The organism is Bradyrhizobium sp. U87765 SZCCT0048 (assembly GCF_018131225.1).
In the GTDB taxonomy this organism is placed as follows: Bacteria; Pseudomonadota; Alphaproteobacteria; order Rhizobiales; family Xanthobacteraceae; genus Bradyrhizobium_A.
In genome coordinates this window covers 297560-314940 of the sequence record NZ_JAFCMM010000006.1, presented here as the reverse complement: position 1 = coordinate 314940, position 17381 = coordinate 297560, and the positions used below count along the sequence as shown (strand labels likewise).

Here is a 17381-nt window from a genome sequence, read left to right as displayed (position 1 = left end):
CGGTCCCACGAGCGGGCGGATGCCCGCAGCCAGGGAGACGCCGATGTTCAGGACCATTCTGGTGCCGATCGATCTCGCCGACACCGATCTCGCCAAGCCGGCGATCGCCACGGCGGCGACGCTGTCCAGCACCTTCAGCGGCAGCGTTCGCCTGCTCAACGTGCTGCCGATGACGCCGGTGATGCTCGCCGAATACGTCCCCGCCGACTTCGACACCCAGCAGCGCCAGTCGTCCGAGGAGGCGCTGGAGATCGTGGCGTCCGAATCCGGCATCGAAGCCGCGCGCATCTCCACCATCGTGCGCCAGGGCGGCATCTATCACGAGATCCTGGAAGAGGCCGCGGCGATCCATGCCGACCTCATCGTCATGACCTCCCACCGCCCGGCGATGCGCACCTACTTCCTCGGCTCCAACGCCGGCCATGTCGTGCGCTACGCCAAATGCTCGGTGCTGGTGGTGCGGCACTAGGACCGGCGCGCAAAGCACCGACACGGCATCGCATGAAGACAACCCGTCACCAAAGGCGCGCGCACTCGCGCGTACATCGAAGGGGGGTGAGATGGGCAAGCTCGAATGTCCACGACCGCAAGGACTGCAGCAAAGCCCAGCCTTCTCGCAGGTGGTCGTCGCGGCAGGGACGCACACGATCTACACCGCGGGACAGGTGTCCACCGACGAAAGCGGCGCGACGATCGGCATCGGCGATCTTGCGGCGCAGACGACCCAGGTGATGCGCAATGTCGGTCTCGCCCTTGCCGCCGCCGGCGCGAGCTACAGCGACATCGTCAAGATCACGACCTTTGTCGTGAACTATCGCCCCGAACATCGCGCCGTCATCGGCAAGGCGCGGGCGCCCTTCTTTGCGGATGGGACGCCACCTGCAAGTACGCTCGTTGGCGTCGGCGCGCTCGCGCATCCGGAGTGGCTCGTCGAGATCGAAGCGGTGGCTGTTCTCGGCTGAGGTGTGGCCAGTACTCCGGCGCAGCTCAAGCGACCGCTTGTGCGGCGAGATCGGCAGCGCCCGTGAAGATCGGCGCCGTGTGCAAGTCGCGGCGTCACGGCAGCAGGTCGCGCGGCACGGCGTCGAGGGTATAGCTGTGCGGCCGGTTGCGCCGCAGGAAGCCGCCGATCTGCCAGGCGAACAGCGCGGCGAAGCCGACCATGAACGCCATGCCCGCGAACGAGCCGATGAACGCCGCGCGGACGAACAGCGCGGCGAGCATCACGCCGACCAGCGCGCTGGCGCCGGCGGCCAGACCATAGAACGAGCGGCGCAGGCCGGTCATGAGCACCGGCCGGCCGCCCGCCGCGGCGATGCGGCGGTGCAGCTCGAGGATGAACTGCCGATAGGGCTGGTCCTGCGGGGCGACAAGCGCCGCGGTCTGCCAGCTCGCCGACACCAGTTGCAGCCGCCGCCCGCGATCGTTGTGGAGATCAGCGCGGAAGCGCCGTGCCTGCTGCGACACCGGCCGCCATGACAGCCGGATCGCCGCGATCGACGCATAGGGCCAGGTGCCGGAGGACATCCCGGCGCGATACGCGAGGCCTTCGTCGGTGAGCGTGAAGGTGCGCGCGGCGCCGACCAGCGAGGGCCGGTAGCTGTAGCTCGCACCTGTTCCGGGGGCCCGATCGGAGGCCGTCGTCGCCGCGGATATCGCCTTCATCGCCGTGTCACTGACCCTGCCGTCATACGCGCCATGGTGTCGCAGCCGCGGCCGAAGCGCAATTCATGCGGCCTCCGTCCGTTTGCTGCCGCTTCGTTGCCGCCAAGCCGCCGGAATGTCCACCACCAATGCCGCGGGGACACGCCGTCATCCAGCAAGAGGTCATTCCATGCGCATCACCACCTTCGCCCTGCTCGCCGCGGCGCCGCTCGCGGCCGGCGCGGCGCACGCCGCCGACATCGACGCCGCCTCGAAGATCGACGCCGTCACCGTGTTTCCCGACGGCGCCATGGTCAGCCGCCTCGCCGAGCTGTCGCTGCCCGAGGGCGCCTCGACGGTGTTGATCAGAGGGCTGCCGGCCGTGATCGATCCGGCCTCGGTGCGGGTCGAGGCCACCGCGGATGGCGAACTGGCGATCGGCGCGGTCGAGACGCGGCTGTCGCCCGGCGAGACGCGCCCGGCGCTCGATCCGGCGCTGGAGGCGAAGATCACCGCGCTGAAGGAGGAGCAGGACAAGGTCGCGGCGCGGCTCGACGCCCTCGAGGTCAAGCGCAAGAGCATCGTCCGCTTCAGCGAGCTCGATCCCACCAAAATCGGCAAGGACGAGCGGACGCTCGATCCCGCGAGCTGGAAGACCGCATGGGACACGGTCGGCGACGAGCTCGCGCGGGTCAACGAGGACAGCCGCGTGGTGCGCGCCCGCCGCACCGAGCTCGCCGAGCAGATCACCGCGCTGGAGCAGGCGCGGCAGACGCCGGCCAAGCCCGGCGCGCCGAAGCGCGATGTCACGATCGCAGTGTCGGCGAACGGTCCGCTCAAGGCCGGCCTCACCCTCACCTATCGCGTCTCCCATGCCGCCTGGACGCCGCGTTACGATGCCCGCCTCGACACCGGCGGCAAGGGCCGCCCCGCGACGCTCGACCTCGTGCGCCGCGCCGAAATCACCCAGCGCACTGGCGAGGACTGGGACCAGGCGACGCTGTCGGTCTCGACCGTGCGCACGGCCGGCGGTACGGCCGCCCCCGAGGTGACGCCGCTGATCGTGTCGTTCGACGATATCGTCGTGCCGTTCGGCGCCGGTGCGGCGGCCGAGCGTGCCGCACCGCGCGCGCCGATGTCGGCCGCAGCACCGCCGCCGGCGCCGCTCGCCGACCAGAAGCAGCTCGCGGCCAGGCCCGTGCTGGCGACGCTGGAGGCCGGCGCCTTCCAGGCCAACTTCAAGGTGCCGGGACGGGTCAGCGTGCCGCGCGACGGCTCGCCGAAGAGCTTTACGCTGAGCACCGCGCATCTGACGCCCGAATTGATCGCCCGCACCTCGCCGGCGCTCGATCCGTCGGCCTTCCTCGACGTCGCCTTCGTGCAGAACGAGGAGGCGCCGCTGCTGCCCGGCGAGGTCAACATCCACCGCGATGGCGTCTACGTCGGCAAGGGCCGCTTCCCGTTGGTCGCGCCCGGCGACAAGGCGACGCTCGGCGCCGGCCGCGACGACCGCATCAAGGTGACGCGCGTGCCGCTGCGCCAGAAGGACAACGAGCCCGGCTGGATCAACAGCTCGCGCACCCAGGTGACCGAGTTCAAGACCACCGTGAAGAACCTGCACGACACCCCGATCCGCATCACCGTGACCGACCGCCTGCCGGTGTCCGACGTCAACCAGATCAGCGTCGAGCCGCTGTCGACCAACACGCCGGCCACCGACAAGTCGGTCGGCGACAAGCGCGGCGTGCTGGCATGGAGCTACGACCTCGCGGCCGGCGACGCCCGCGACATCCGCCTCGGCTGGCGGCTGCGCTGGCCCGGCGATCGCGACATCTTCATGCGCACCGAGCCGAAATGAGCTTGAAGCGGGCCCGTTCGCTGCTGCGGGGCGGACTTCGGCCTGACGCGGCGTCGCGATCGGCGCAGCGCTCGAGATTCCGGGTCTGGCCCTGTCTGCGGGCCAGCCCGCCACGACGAGTTCTGAAGCCGGAATGACGGGCCCGGAAACAAGCGTCGTCATTCCGGGGCACGCCGCAGGCGTGACCCCGGAATGTCTGCAGGTCCGGCGCCCCCGGGCAACCGCGGCACCGTTCGACGCCCCGGACCCGGGACACCGGCCGCCCCGTCATGCTATGAGGCGGCATGTCCGAGGCTGCTTCGTTTCCCCGACGTCTGATTCTGGCCGGCGCGATGACCACCGGCGTGCTCGTGGCGCTGGCCGTGCACATCATCGCCGAGCGCTTCGGCCTCGACCTCGGCACGCTGTGGCGCTCGGACACCGGCGATCTCATCCCGGCCAGCGCCGCGCTGGCGTGGTGGCTGGTGGCGCTGGCCGCCTTCGTCGGCGGCTATGTCACCGCCTCGCTGATGGGCCGTGCGGCGTCCGGCCATATCCCGCTGCGGCTGCGGCAATTCCTCATCGCCGTCGGCGTGCTGCTGCTCGCCGCGGCCGGCCAGGCCGCCTCCGCGCCCAGTGCCGCGCCGACCTCGGCCGGGGTCGTGGCCGGGCTGGCCGCCCTGGTGCAGGGCGCGGTGATGGCGTTTTGCGGCGCCTATTTCGCGCTCCGCCGAATCTGACACGTCGCCGGGCGGCGCCCGTATCCCCAGTCGACGGCACGCTGCGTCAGAACGCCGCTGGCGGTGACCAAAACATGGCGCGGGCAGTGCAACATCGCTGCACCTGCCCCTCCCGCCTTCGCGAAATCGACGTGAATCTGCCACAGCTCCCCCGAACCGCGACAGGAAACCACGCGCGGCGCGCCGCCGGCGCAACCGACCGAGATGCCAATGTGTCCGGATTGCGACACGCAACGGCGCGCGCCGCGTGGCAGTCCCCGATCCTGTGCTCTGGCCGGCGCGCAAGACTGCCCTATATCCTTGACAACGAGACACTAATGACGCCTTCCCTATGAACGTCCATCGTCCCGGGCGACCGGGATTTACCGTATTTCGCCTTTGGCGCATCTGGCCGCAGCCAGGAGGGCTCGTGTCCGGTTTTTCGCCACCGAGTTTTCACCTATGATCGCTCCCGCAGCCGTCTGCCGCCTCGCCCATTCGGCTTTCTCGAGTGTCGTTCCCTGCCGGGAGGATGAATGCATCGACTGCTGACCGCGCTCAAACGCGGCTTCACGGGACGGACCGGTTGGAAACGCATCGGCATCGCCGCGAGCGTTCTGATCATCGTGCTGGCCGTGACGACGCTCATCCGCACCCTGAAGGGCGTGGACTCCGGCGTGATCCTGATCGCGCTGACGGAGAAGTCGCCGGCCCACATCGCCCTGGCGGCGCTGTGCGTGGTCTGTGCGTTCTTCACACTGACATTCTACGACCTGTTCGCGCTGCGCACGATCGGCAAGGACCATGTGCCCTATCGCATCGCGGCGCTGTCGAGTTTCACCAGCTACACCATCGGCCACAACATCGGCGCCACCGTCTTCACCGGCGGCGCGATCCGCTTCCGCATCTATTCGGACTGGGGCCTGAACGCGATCGACGTCGCGAAAATCTGCTTCCTGTCAGGCCTGACCTTCTGGCTCGGCAACATGTTCGTGCTGGGCATCGGCATGGCCTGGCATCCGGCCGCCGCCAGCGCCATCGACCTGCTGCCACCCTCCATCAACCGCCTGATTGCGCTCGGCTGCATCGCCGGCATCGTCATCTATCTGGTGTGGCTGGCCAATGGCCGCCGCGAGCTCGGCCAGAACGGCTGGAAGGTGGTGCTGCCGTCGGCGCCGCTGACGCTGCTGCAGATCATGATCGGGGTGATCGACCTCGGCTTCTGCGCCCTGGCGATGTACATCCTGATGCCCGACGTGCCGCACGTCGACTTCGTCTCGGTCGCGGTGGTGTTCATTCTTGCCACCCTGATCGGCTTCGCCAGCCATGCCCCAGGCAGCCTCGGGGTGTTCGACGCGGCGATGCTGGTGGCCCTGCCACAGTTCGGCAAGGAGCAGCTGCTGGCCTCGCTGCTGGTGTTCCGCCTGCTCTATTTCGTGATCCCGTTCGCCATCTCCATTTCCATCATGGGCGTGCGCGAACTGTGGCTCAACGTGGTGAAGCCATGGAACGAGCGCCGCCGCACCGGCACGCTCAACGCCATGGCGGTGCCGCAGCGGGTGAAACGGCCCCATCCCGCCGAGTAAGGCCCTTTCCCCATACTTTTGCCCCAAGCCGGTCTTTCATAGCGCCATGACCGTCAGCCCCGTTTCCGACACCGGCGCCGCCCTCCGTTCGACGCCGACATCCCGGCCATGCGCCGGCCTGCGCCGCTTCCTGCTCGGCGCCCTCCTCGCCGCCGGCCTCGCCGGCGCGATGACCCCGCCGCCTGCCCGCGCCCAGGCCGACGGGCCGCTGCAGATCTCCTGGGAGGTGCGCAACCGCTTCCGCCTGTTCCGGGAGGAACGCGACTTCCAGATCCACACCGAGACGCTGCGAACCGGCAGCATCCTCGCCTCGGAGGATACGCTCGCGACCCGCAGCGACGGCCGCGGCTGGGCCCGCAACACCGTCGGCCGGCTGTGCATCGATCCCACCGGCAAGATCAGCGAGCCGTGCACCCGCGACGGCGTCAAGGAGAGCTACCTCACGCCGACCGAGCATCCGGTGACCGTGCGCCTGACCGGCGCCATCCCGGTGGGTGCGACCTGCGCCTGGACCTTCGACGACGGCGACGGCCCGCGCCAGTCCACCGTGGACTGCGCCGAACCGATCAACTTCCGCGCCCGCTACGGCCGCGCCACCACCGCCACCGTCGACGTCTCCAGCGCCGACGCGCCGCAGCGCATCACCGCCCAGATCGAGGTGCGCGACATCTTCATCGCCGGGCTCGGCGATTCCATCGCCTCGGGCGAAGGCAATCCCGACAAGCCGGTGGCGCTGTCCGACGACGGCTTCTGCTTCCAGTCGTATCTCGGCGGCCCCGCCAACCAGTATTTCCGGCCCGGCCGCGCCAACTTCAAGGGCGCGCGCGCCTGCGAGGGCGGCGACACCTCGGGCAGCGGCCTGCGCGCCTGGCAACTGCTCGGCGCGCAGTGGTTCAATCCGGCGTGCCACCGCTCGCTCTACAGCTACCAGACGCGGGCCGCGATCGCGCTCGCCGCGCAGTATCCGCATGTCGCGGTGACCTACCTGCCGCTCGCCTGCACCGGCGCCACCATCAATGACGGCCTGTTCGGTTCGCAGCGCGCCCGCGAGTGCCTGTTCACCCGCAACGCCGTGACCTGCGCCGGCACGGTCGACGCCCAGCTCGGCCAGTTGCGCGACGCCCTCGCCGCCGCCAGGCGCCGTCAGCCGTCGCGCCAGCTCGACCTCGTGCTGCTGTCGGTCGGCGCCAACGACATCGACTTCTCCGGTCTCGTCGCCGACGTCATCGTCGACGCCCCGACCGAACGCGGCCTGTTCCGCCGCACCGGCGTGCTCGGCTCGCTGGACGATTCCCGCGCCACGCTGCAGCACGACCTGCCGCAGCGCTTCGCGCGGCTGCGCGAGGCGCTCAAGCCGATGGTCGGCGGCGATCTCGCCCATGTCGTCTACACTTCGTACGGCAACCCGGCACTGAGCGGCGGCGTGCCCTGCCCCGGCGGTCCCGCCGGCTTCGACATCCACCCCTCGTTCAACGCCGACCCGGCGCGGCTGCAGCGTGTCGCCGCCTATGTGCAGCGCGAATTCCTGCCGCGGCTGAAGGATCTCGCCCAGTGCAGCGGCGGCGTGCTGTGCCGCGATCCCGCCACCGACCGCATGACCTTCGTCGACCAGCACCAGCAGGCGTTCGCCAACCACGGCTTCTGCGCCCGCGGCAGCAGCGATCCCGAATTCGACCAGCAGTGCTTCTCCGCGACCGGCGAGAGCTTCACCGCCGACATCGTCGCGGCGTCGTCGAGCCCGCTGACCTGCGGCCGCGGCGCCAGCGAATTCCGCGCCTACTCGCCGCGCGCGCGCTGGATCCGCGACGCCAACGACAGCTATTTCGCGGCGATGACCTATCCGCAGGGCGTGTCGTCGTCGGCACTGCCCGCCGACATCCACGACGCCACCTGGGGCGTGCTGTCGGCGGTGTATGGCGGCGCCATCCACCCCACCGCCGAAGGCCACGCCGCGATGGCCGACGCCGCGCTGCCGGCGATGACCAGCGTGCTCGGCCTCAACGGCGCCGAGCCGCGCGCGATCGTCCAGGAGCCCCTGCCGCTGGCGCCGGCGCAGCAGTAGAGCCGCAGCGGCCGACACCGCTGCCATCGCCGCGCAGCGACAGCACAACACAGCAAAGCATCCCGGACGCGGCAGCCGGGATGGCGATCGGGATGGTGCTCCGGCCTTCGCGCCATCCCGAAATGACACGCTCTCAAACGCGTCCGTCAATTCAGGGCACGCCGCAGGCGTGATGGCCGACATCTCCGCCGAGCCGCGATCGAACGATCGCGCCGTGTCATCATCGTCCCAACGAGCGACGGACGTCCTCGCGCAGTTGCAAATGCGAACGCCCTCTCGCCGGGCGCGACTCACTTCAGTCTGGCAACAGCATCATTTTCGTTCATAATCCAGGCATTGTCCGATGAGATTTCATGACCAAGCTTTCCGTTTCACCAAGCCTCGCGCCGCGGCATCGCCCGGATGTCCTGGCCGACACCGCCGCCGCCATCAGAGCCCACCCGGAGTTTCGCCGCGCGGCGATGCACTATCTCGAAAACGTCCTGCGCTGGCGTGAGGGACCAAGGCTCCTCAACAAGGTCGTCGGCAGTTATGTCCGCAGCCAGGTCATCGGCAATCTGCTGTTTCTGCACTTCTCCGGAGATGTGACCGGCGACGGCGAAGGCCCGAGCTTCGTGAGACTGCTGGCGCTGTCGGAGGCGCGCAACCACTGCGGCTCGCGGGTGCTGAAGACGGTGCTGGCCCTGACCAAGCTGGCCGGCTTCGTCGCGGTCGAGCGCGGACGCAACGACGCGAGGCTGCGCGTCTATCGCCCCACCGAAAAACTGCTTGAGCACGTCCGCGCCTGGTACACCCAGACGCTCGGCTGCTTCGATATTCTCGCGCCGGGGGGCCACTATGCCGAGCGCGTGGCGCGCGAGGCGGACTTCATCGCGCGCTTTCTGTCGTCGATCGGGACGCCGTTCTTCGAACATGACATCGCGATCGGCGAATACTATCCGAAGATCTACGAGCTGCTGCAGCTGGACTGCGGCTTTCCGGTCATCGCGACACTCGTCCACGCCACGCTCCGTGGCGACGAGATGCCGTCGGCCCCCGAAATCTCCAAAAAATTCGGCTCGTCGGCGTCGCAGATTCGCAATGTCCAGAAGACCGCGGCCGCGCTCGGCCTGATCTCCATCTCCGACAACGGCCGCGCCGACGACTGCGCGCGTCTCGCGGCCATGTATCAGGACTTCATTGCCCGCGAACTCGCCCTCTATGCGCAGTACGGGCTGGATCTCGGCGGCTATTTTACCCGCGACAACGCCCACGAGATCTTGTCCCGTTAAGGCGTTCTCGAGCGAAGCGGGCACCGGTTCGCATGAAGAAAACGCGTCACAGCAAGAAGCTGGAGCGCGTCCACGGTTCCATCAAAAGCGAACGCGCTCCAGCATTCTCTCCGTCCCCTCCAGACACGCCCCCTCGCGCTGGTCCGCCCCGGCCGCAACGGAGAGGCGGCGCACACGCCGATCCAAAAACGGCTGGCGAAACCAAGGGCTTTCCTCGATCCGGTACACTTTTGCGCGTGCGTTTGGCAGCGACTTTCGGAATCTATTCCGCGGGGCGCGCGGCGTTCGGTTGGGATGCTCGACGCGAAAATTGATGTGGGCTCACTGTCCCGGCGAGCGGGGAAAAGAGCGTCAACGTGACAATTGATCATGATGTTTGGCGCGCGCCGCGGGCGCGCGTGCGGGCTGTTCGCGTCCTCCTGGCAAGCACGGCGCTGGTCGGCGCGGCCGTGACGTCGATGCTGGCGGCTCAGCCCGCCTTCGCTGACGGGGGCACGGGTGGAGCGCCAGGCTTCAACGGCTTCGGCGGCACTGCCGGCACCTCGGCAAGCCCGAACGGCGGCAATGGCAGCGTTTCCGGTGTCGGAGGCTTCGGCGGTGGCGGTGGTGGCGGTGGCGGTGTGAGTTATGTGACCGGACTTGGCGGCACACATGGCAATGGTGGCGCCGCCCTTGGCGGCAACGGGACCGGCGGCGATGGCGGCGACGGCGGCAATTTCGGTTTTGTCGGCGGGACCAGCGTCGTTGCCACCCCCACGCCGACGGCTGGTAGCAATGGCGCCGATTCACATGCGGCGTCCAATACCGGCGGCGGTGGCGGCGGCGGCGGCGCGGGCGGCGGCGGCGCACTGTTGACCGGCTCCGGGGCGGGGTCCACCGGTGTCGCGGTCGCCGGCGCCAATGGCGGCTCCGGCGGCTCTTCCGCCTCCGCCGATAACCCCAGTGGCTCCGGCGGTGGCGGAGGCGACGGCGGTGTAGGCATTGTGAGAACTGGAGTTGGCACCTTCACCATTGCCGGCAGCGGCAGCGCCACCGGCGGCAATGGTGGCATCGGCGGCAACAGCGGCGACAGCACCCACAACCGCAGTGGCAATGGCGGCAACGGCGGCGGCGGCGGCGCAGGCGTCGTGCTGACGAACGGCGGCAGCCTCACCGTGAGTACCGGTGGCCATGTCACCGGCGGAAATGGCGCGGCTGGTGGAAACACCGGCAACGCCCATACCCCTGCCGGCGTCGGCGGAAATGGCGGCACCGGTGGCACAGGCATCCTGCTGACGAGTGGCGGCGGGACCACCGTGGCGATCACTGTGAGCGGTACGATCACCGGCGGTAACGGTGGCAGTGCGGGCATCATCAGTGGCCCCGCCAATCAGGTCACCAATGGAACGGCGGGCGCCGGCGGTGCCGGCATTGCCGGCGCCAACGTCGGGATCGTCATAAGTGGCGGCACCGTCAGTGGCGGTTTCGCCAACAACGGAGCGGGGGTTCAGGCCAACGCGATCACCTTCACGGGCGGCGTCAACGTGCTGGAGCTGCAAGCCGGCTCGACCATCAGCGGCAATGTGGTCGCGTTCAGCAACGCCGACGCCTTCCGCCTCGGCGGCGCCGCCAATGCCAGCTTCGACGCCTCGCAGATCGGGGCATCGGCGCAGTATGACGGCTTCGGCCTTTTCCAGAAGAGCGGCAGCGGCACCTGGACATTGACAGGCACGAACAGCGCGGCGCTTCCCTGGTCGGTCGACGCCGGGACGCTGCTGGTGAATGGCACCCTCGCCAATGCGACCATGGTCGTGAAGGGTGGCGCGACGCTCGGGGGCACGGGCACGGTCGGCGCGACCACTGTCAGCGCCGGCGGCATTTTCGCGCCCGGCAGCGGCGCGCCGGGCACTGCGATGACGGTGAACGGCAGCCTCGCCTTCGCTTCGGGCGCGTTCTATGCGGTGGCGCTCAATCCGTCGACGGCATCGTCAGCCAATGTCGCCGGTGCGGCGACCCTCGGCGGCGCGACCGTGAACGCGACCTTCGCCGGCGGCAGTCACGTCTCCCGGCAGTATACGATCCTCACCGCCGGCAGCATCAGCGGCACCTTCGGCGCCTTCAGCAACAGCAACCTGCCCGCCAATTTCAGCAATACACTGAGCTATGACGCGACCCACGCCTACCTCAACCTGACGCTGAACTTCGCACCATCACCGCCGGCAACACCAGTGCAGAACTTCGGCAACGGCCTGAACCTCAATCAGAATGCCGTCGGCAACGCGCTGATCAACGTCTTCAACACGACCGGCGGCATTCCCATCGTCTATGGCACGTTGACGCCCGCGGGGCTGACGCAAGCCTCCGGCGAACTCGCCACCGGCGCGCAGCAGGCGACCTTCGGCGCGATGAACCAGTTCATGGGACTGTTGATCGATCCGTTCATCGCCGGACGCGGCGACCCGGTGACGGCCGCTGGCGGCGCGACCGGCTATGCCGACGAGCAAACCAGAGCACGCAATCAGAACGACGCGCTGGCCGCAATTGCTCGCAAGGCGCCGGCAGCCGATGTGTTCGCCCAGCGCTGGAGCGTATGGGCGGCGGGCTATGGCGGATCGCAGGCCACCAGCGGCAACGCGGTGATCGGCAGCAACACCGCCACCAGCAGCCTCTACGGCGCCGCCGCCGGCGCCGACTACCGCCTGTCGCCGGATACGCTCGCCGGATTCGCGCTGGCCGGCGGCGGCACCGCCTTCAGCGTCGCCAACGGGCTCGGCTCCGGCCGCTCCGACCTGTTCCAGGCCGGCGCATTCGTCCGCCACACCATCGGCGCGGCGTATGTGTCCGGCGCAATCGCCTATGGCTGGCAAGACATCACCACCAACCGAACGGTCACGGTTGCCGGCATCGATCAGTTGCGCGCGCAGTTCAATGCCAATGCGTGGTCGGGGCGCCTCGAAAGCGGCTACCGCGTCGTGTCGCAAGGCATCGGCCTGACGCCCTACGCCGCCGCACAGTTCACGACCTTCGACCTGCCGGCCTATGCCGAGCAGGCGTTGGCCGGCGCCAGCGCCTTCGCGCTGGCCTATGGTGCCAGGAGCGTGACGGCGACGCGCAGCGAACTTGGCCTTCGCACCGACAAGTCGTTCGCGCTGGACGACGGCATCCTCGCCCTGCGGGGCCGCGCCGCCTGGGCGCACGACTTCAATCCCGATCGCACCATCGGCGCCACCTTCCAGGCGCTGCCGGGCGCATCCTTCGTGGTCAACGGCGCACGACAGGCCAGCGACGCGGCGCTGGTCACGGCGTCCGTCGAAAAGAAGTGGCTGAATGGCTGGTCGGCCGCCACCACCTTCGAAGGCGAGTTCTCCAGCGTGACCACCAGCTACGCCGGCAAGGGCGCGGTGCGCTATTCGTGGTGAGGCGGACGGTACGGACCGCCGGCGCGACAGTGTGTCCGGCCGTGATCAGCCGCCGTCGCCGGGCGTTCCGGCTCAGGTATCGACCTCGGTCCAGGCCTTGATCCAGTTGTGACCTTAGGTCCTGGCCTTCGCCTTGCGACGGCTGTCCTTCGTAAATGGCCGCGAGCGTGGACACACCTCGGCCAGGAAATGCACCAGCGTGCCCGCGAGCGCATCCTCCTTCAGCCCGTAGTGCACGTTCTGGCCGCGCTTCTCGCGCCAGATCAGGCCGGCATTCTCCAGCACCGACAGGTGCTTGGAGACGGCCGGCGCCGACATCATGGCGCTGAACCGCTCGGCGATCTCGCCGGCGGTCATGTCGGTCTTCGACAGGAAGGCCAGGATCCGCCGCCGCGGCGGCGACGACAGCGCCTCGAAGATCTTGTCTACCGTCATGTCGTGATCGCTCTCGCCGCGCAATGCGCTGCGGCAAACCGTCCCAGCCGCAGCGCGTTGATTCACCTGTTAACTCATGAGTTATTGAACGAACTGGAAATGCGCAAGCGTTTCGTGCCGCCGTGAGGGAGTTGCCACGATGATGCCCGCGACCCGCGCACTGCCCGGCTTGCCGCCGTCGACCGCCCTGCCCTGTCCGGCCTCGTTTCCGCAAGGCGACGCCGCCGCCATCGCCATGGAACGATCGCCGCGCATGACCGAACGCGCTGCGACCGACGCCACCGCCGGCCATGTCGTGTGGTCGCCGACCAAATCGCTTTGGCTCACCGCGATGGCGCTCGGCGCCGGGATCGGCGGCCCGCTGTTCGTCACGCCGGGAGCCGTGGCGCTGTTCGTCGTCACCACGGCGCTCACGATCTGCCTCGGGCATTCGCTGGGCATGCACCGCCGCCTGATCCATCACGCTTATGCCTGCCCGCTGTGGCTGGAGCACCTGTTCGTCTACCTCGGCACGCTGGTCGGCATGGCCGGCCCATCGGGCATGATCCGCCAGCACGACATCCGCGACTGGGCACAGCGCAAGACGGCCTGCCATCCGTTTCTCGCCCATCGCAATCCGATCTGGCGCGATGCGTGGTGGCAGCTGCATTGCGAGCTGCGGCTCGACCACCCGCCGGCGCTCGTCATCGAGCCGCGCGTCAGGGACGACCGCTTCTATCGCCTGCTCGACCGCACCGTCATGCTGCAGCAGGCGCCGTGGGCGCTGCTATTCTTCGCGCTCGGCGGCCTGCCGTGGGTGATCTGGGGCATCTGCGTGCGGGTCGCGCTGTCGCTCACCGGACACTGGCTGGTCGGCTACTTCGCCCACAACCGCGGCCCGCGCAGCTGGCACATCGAGGGCGCCGGCGTGCAGGGCTATAATGTCGGCCATGTCAGCCTGCTGACCATGGGCGAGAGCCTGCACAACAACCACCACGCCTTTCCGGGATCGGCGCGGCTCGCCCACGAGGATGGCGAGATCGATCCCGGCTGGTGGGTGCTGGCGGCGCTGGCGCGGATCGGCCTCGTCTGGGACGTGCGCCTGCCCGCGAACCTGCCGCCGCGCGCGGGGCTGCGGCGACTGTAAGCGCCCTAGGACCTGACGCTATTCTTGATCCGGTCGTAGATCGGGCCTCCAGGCGCGAACCATCCGGCCTTTTTGCGAACCGTTGAACTTGTGTCATTCTCATGGGCAGCAGAAATCGATGCAGCTGCAAGAGCGTTGGTATGAGCGAACTGGCCGATCACTTCAATCGCCATTGCGCGGACATGCGCATCAGGGTCGCTCGCGAGTAGCTGCATTGCTTTCGGAAGCACTTGTCGTTCTTCTGGCCGACAGGTTCCTTCCTTACACCGGTCGCACGCCAGCGTGTGTAAGGCAGAGCACTTCACACGCTTGTCGTCGTCGTTGAGCATATCTATCAGGTCGATGAGCGTTTCCGGTGTCAGGTACCGATCCAGAAACCTGCAGCAATGGAGCCGGACATCAGGATTTTCACTCCGCAATCCAGCTCGAACAGACGGAAGCGCTTCTGTTCCAAGATCGAGCAAGGCCCGGTAAGCGTTAGACGCTCGATACGGGGCCGCCAATGCTTCGACGAGGGCGCAATGCTCGGCCAGCATGTTCAAGACCTATCGCAGTGTCCAGCAGTAAGCTCTCGTAGCTTGTTCTCGCGCCTTGTTCGAGGTCGATCACGGCCACCGGACACGCCATTCGCATCCGGCGCCGCGCTGAACGTGCGTTATCCCACCCCGAGCTTCTTCTGCAGGCTCGACGACGACGTCGTGTACTGGAACACGAGGCGCTTGTCGGGATAGACGTAGCGATGCGCTTTCTGCGCCATCAGCGCGCCTTCGTGGAAGCCGGACAGGATCAGCTTGAGCTTGCCGGGATAAGTGTTGATGTCGCCGATGGCGAAGATGCCGGGGATGTTGGTCTCGAACGCCTCGGTGTCGACCGGGATGAGGTTGTTCTCGAGCTTGACGCCCCAGTTGGCGACCGGACCGAGCTTCATGGTCAGGCCGAAGAACGGCAGGATGGTGTCGCATTCGACCCTGACCGTCTCGTTGTCGTTGCCCTTGACCACCGCGCCGGAGAGCCGGCCGCCCTCGCCCTCGAGCGCGGTGACCTGGCCGAGCTTGAGATCCATCTTGCCGTCGCGCACCAGCGCGCGCATCTGTTCGACGCTGTGGGGCGCGGCGCGAAACTCGTCGCGGCGATGCAGCAGGGTGACGCGTTTGGCGATCGGGTGGAGATTGAGCGTCCAGTCGAGCGCGGAATCGCCGCCGCCGACGATGAGCAGCGACTTGTCGCGGAACTGCTCCATCTTGCGCACGGCATAGAACACCGAGGTGCCTTCATAGGCCTCGATGCCCGGCACCGGCGGCCGCTTTGGCTGGAACGAGCCGCCGCCCGCGGCAATCACCAGCACCTTGGTCTCGAACACCTTGCCGGCGTCGGTGGTGACGCGAAACAACGGATCGCCGATCTTCTCGACGCTCTCGATCATCTCGTTGATGTGGAAGGTCGGATTGAACGGCTTGATCTGTTCCATCAGCGCGTCGGTCAGCCCCTGGCCGGTGACCATGGGGATGCCGGGAATGTCGTAGATCGGCTTCTCCGGATAGAGCTCGGCGCACTGGCCGCCGATCTTGTCCAGGATGTCGACGAGATGCACCTTCATGTCGAGAAGGCCGAGTTCGAACACGGCGAACAGGCCGCACGGGCCCGCCCCGATGATCAGCACGTCAGTCTTGATCGGCTCGCTCATTGCTCAATCTTCTTCCTTCGGGAAAATGCAGTCGGGCAAGAACTCGTTCGCGGCATCTTCGACGAGAGCGCCGCCCGTGTCCAGCACGGCCGGGCGCCGCCCCCCTTGCGGGACGGCGCGGTCTCGGCCAAAACAGCCCCGTTCGACGCCCCGATGTCCCGGAGACCCTCGCGTGAGCCAGCCCGGCCCGTCCAAGCCCGTGATCCGCCTCGACGACTATCCCTACCGCCTGACGGACAATGTGCGCTTTGGCGACCAGGATCCCAATCAGCATGTCAACAATACGAGCTTCGCGGTCTATTTCGAGACCAGCCGGGTGTCGCTGATCCGCGCCCCGGCCTTCGGCCTGATGCCGGAGGGCCTGAGCTGGGTGCTGGCGCATCTCGCCATCGACTTCAAGGCGGAGGTGCATTGGCCGGGCACGGTGGAGCTCGGCCTTGCGGTGTCACGGCTCGGGCGCACCTCGGTGACCTACGACCAGGTGATCTTCCACAATGGCGCCTGTGCCGCCTCGGCGGTGGCGATCACCGTCCTGGTCGACCGTCACACCCGCAAGCCGGCGCCGCTTCCCGCCGACGTCATCGCCAAATTCCAGCCCTGGCTGCGGCGGGGCGAGAAGAGCTGAAGCGCCATGATCCAGTTCGACACCAGTGGTCTCCTGCCGCACGAGCGCTTCGACCATTGGTGCGAGGTGCGTGCCAGAAACCTGTTCGGCGTCACCATCGAGCTGGCGCGCGAGCGCCGTCCCGCATTCAGTGGACGCTTCTCCGCCCGGATGGTGGGACAGAGCACGCTTGCGGAGATGGAGGCGTCGTCCTATCGCGTCAGCCGCACCAAGCAGGACATCGCGCGCGTCACCGGCGACAGCCTGTGCATCGGCCTGCAGATCCGCGGGCCGGGCTGGCTCGACACCGGCCGCGACCGCGTCTCCTTCATCGATGAAGGCGCCCTGGCGCTGAGCTTTTCGGATCTGCCGATGGCAGGGACGCCGCAGCGTGCCGACGGCTTTCTGTTTCGCACCGTGAAGATCCCGCTCGCGGCGCTCGACAGTCCGGTCAAGGGCCTGCGCGACCTCGCCGCCGCGCCGCTGCCCGCCACGAGCAAATACACCCGGCTGGCTCTGGCCTCCTTCAACGCGCTGGCGCAGCGGCCGCCGGACGCCGTCGACGCCGATCTCGCGGTCAGCCATCTCGCCCAGCTCGCCCTGCTGGCGCGCGGCAGCGCGACACCGGGCATGCCCGAGAGCCGTGCGGCGCTGCACACCGGCTACCGCCATGCCGCGCACGAGTTGATCATGCGCAATCTGCACCGGCCGGACCTGACGCCGGCCATGGTCGCGGCATGGCTCGGCGTCTCGATCCGCCAACTGCATCTGGTGTTCGAACCGACGGGAAAAAGCGTGGCGCGCACAATGACGGCGCTGCGGCTGACCGAGGCGCGGCGTCGGCTCGCCGCCATGCCGGACCAGCAGGTCGCGGACATCGCACTGGCCTGCGGCTTCGACAGCATCGCCACGTTCTATCGCGTGTTCCGGTCGACGTTCGGAATGACGCCGACGGAATGCCGTCTCGCCGATCTGGGCGGTTGGTCGATCAGGGCGGGAACGCCGTAACGGCGTG

At 68.1% G+C, this 17381-nt stretch carries 15 protein-coding genes; 11 read left to right on the top strand and 4 right to left on the bottom strand.

Features of this window, described 5'->3' with window-relative positions:
- The first annotated feature begins 43 nt into the window (after positions 1–43).
- On the top strand, positions 44–469 hold the full coding sequence (locus JQ639_RS31570; protein WP_211963854.1) for a universal stress protein: 426 nt from the start codon (positions 44–46) through the stop codon (positions 467–469).
- A 91-nt stretch (positions 470–560) separates the two neighbouring features.
- A complete protein-coding gene (locus JQ639_RS31565; RefSeq protein ID WP_211963853.1) occupies positions 561–962 on the top strand; it encodes a RidA family protein in 402 nt (133 codons plus the stop codon).
- A gap of 94 nt (positions 963–1056) precedes the next feature.
- On the opposite strand, the gene JQ639_RS31560 is transcribed toward JQ639_RS31565, so the two are convergent.
- Positions 1057–1665, bottom strand: coding sequence for a hypothetical protein (locus JQ639_RS31560; protein WP_211963851.1), 609 nt, complete (start codon positions 1663–1665; stop codon positions 1057–1059).
- A gap of 169 nt (positions 1666–1834) precedes the next feature.
- Here JQ639_RS31560 and JQ639_RS31555 point away from each other — a divergent pair, with 169 nt between their 5' ends.
- From JQ639_RS31555 to JQ639_RS31530, 6 genes are all read left to right on the top strand, one after another.
- The gene (locus tag JQ639_RS31555; protein ID WP_211963849.1) at positions 1835–3502 is read left to right on the top strand and encodes a mucoidy inhibitor MuiA family protein; all 1668 of its coding nucleotides are present in this window, start codon (positions 1835–1837) and stop codon (positions 3500–3502) included.
- A 284-nt stretch (positions 3503–3786) separates the two neighbouring features.
- Positions 3787–4221: a hypothetical protein gene (locus JQ639_RS31550; RefSeq protein WP_211963847.1), complete on the top strand. Its 435-nt coding sequence runs from the start codon at positions 3787–3789 to the stop codon at positions 4219–4221.
- A 515-nt stretch (positions 4222–4736) separates the two neighbouring features.
- On the top strand, positions 4737–5786 hold the full coding sequence (locus tag JQ639_RS31545) for a lysylphosphatidylglycerol synthase transmembrane domain-containing protein (protein WP_211963846.1): 1050 nt from the start codon (positions 4737–4739) through the stop codon (positions 5784–5786).
- 169 nt (positions 5787–5955) lie between these two features.
- Entirely contained in the window at positions 5956–7848 is a 1893-nt protein-coding gene (locus JQ639_RS31540) for an SGNH/GDSL hydrolase family protein (RefSeq protein WP_211965050.1), read from the top strand.
- Positions 7849–8201: 353 nt separating this feature from the next.
- Complete coding sequence (locus tag JQ639_RS31535; RefSeq protein WP_211963844.1) at positions 8202–9119, top strand: hypothetical protein; 918 nt, start codon at positions 8202–8204, stop codon at positions 9117–9119.
- 356 nt (positions 9120–9475) lie between these two features.
- Complete coding sequence (locus JQ639_RS31530; RefSeq protein WP_349644660.1) at positions 9476–12517, top strand: autotransporter outer membrane beta-barrel domain-containing protein; 3042 nt, start codon at positions 9476–9478, stop codon at positions 12515–12517.
- A gap of 114 nt (positions 12518–12631) precedes the next feature.
- On the opposite strand, the gene JQ639_RS31525 is transcribed toward JQ639_RS31530, so the two are convergent.
- Positions 12632–12952, bottom strand: a complete 321-nt coding sequence (locus tag JQ639_RS31525; RefSeq protein WP_211963842.1) for a metalloregulator ArsR/SmtB family transcription factor — start codon at positions 12950–12952, stop codon at positions 12632–12634.
- A 139-nt stretch (positions 12953–13091) separates the two neighbouring features.
- On the opposite strand from JQ639_RS31525, the gene JQ639_RS31520 reads away from it, so the two are divergent.
- Entirely contained in the window at positions 13092–14078 is a 987-nt protein-coding gene (locus JQ639_RS31520) for an acyl-CoA desaturase (RefSeq protein WP_249122870.1), read from the top strand.
- Between the two features lie 5 nt (positions 14079–14083).
- Here the strand turns inward: JQ639_RS31520 and JQ639_RS31515 are convergent, their stop codons facing one another.
- Complete coding sequence (locus JQ639_RS31515) at positions 14084–14614, bottom strand: HEAT repeat domain-containing protein (RefSeq protein WP_249122959.1); 531 nt, start codon at positions 14612–14614, stop codon at positions 14084–14086.
- Positions 14615–14733: 119 nt separating this feature from the next.
- On the bottom strand, positions 14734–15762 hold the full coding sequence (locus JQ639_RS31510) for an NAD(P)/FAD-dependent oxidoreductase (protein ID WP_211963838.1): 1029 nt from the start codon (positions 15760–15762) through the stop codon (positions 14734–14736).
- A gap of 172 nt (positions 15763–15934) precedes the next feature.
- Here JQ639_RS31510 and JQ639_RS31505 point away from each other — a divergent pair, with 172 nt between their 5' ends.
- Both JQ639_RS31505 and JQ639_RS31500 read left to right on the top strand, forming a co-directional pair.
- Complete coding sequence (locus JQ639_RS31505) at positions 15935–16387, top strand: acyl-CoA thioesterase (protein ID WP_349644659.1); 453 nt, start codon at positions 15935–15937, stop codon at positions 16385–16387.
- Positions 16388–16393: 6 nt separating this feature from the next.
- Positions 16394–17374, top strand: coding sequence for an AraC family transcriptional regulator (locus JQ639_RS31500; RefSeq protein ID WP_211963827.1), 981 nt, complete (start codon positions 16394–16396; stop codon positions 17372–17374).
- Positions 17375–17381: the final 7 nt, after the last annotated feature.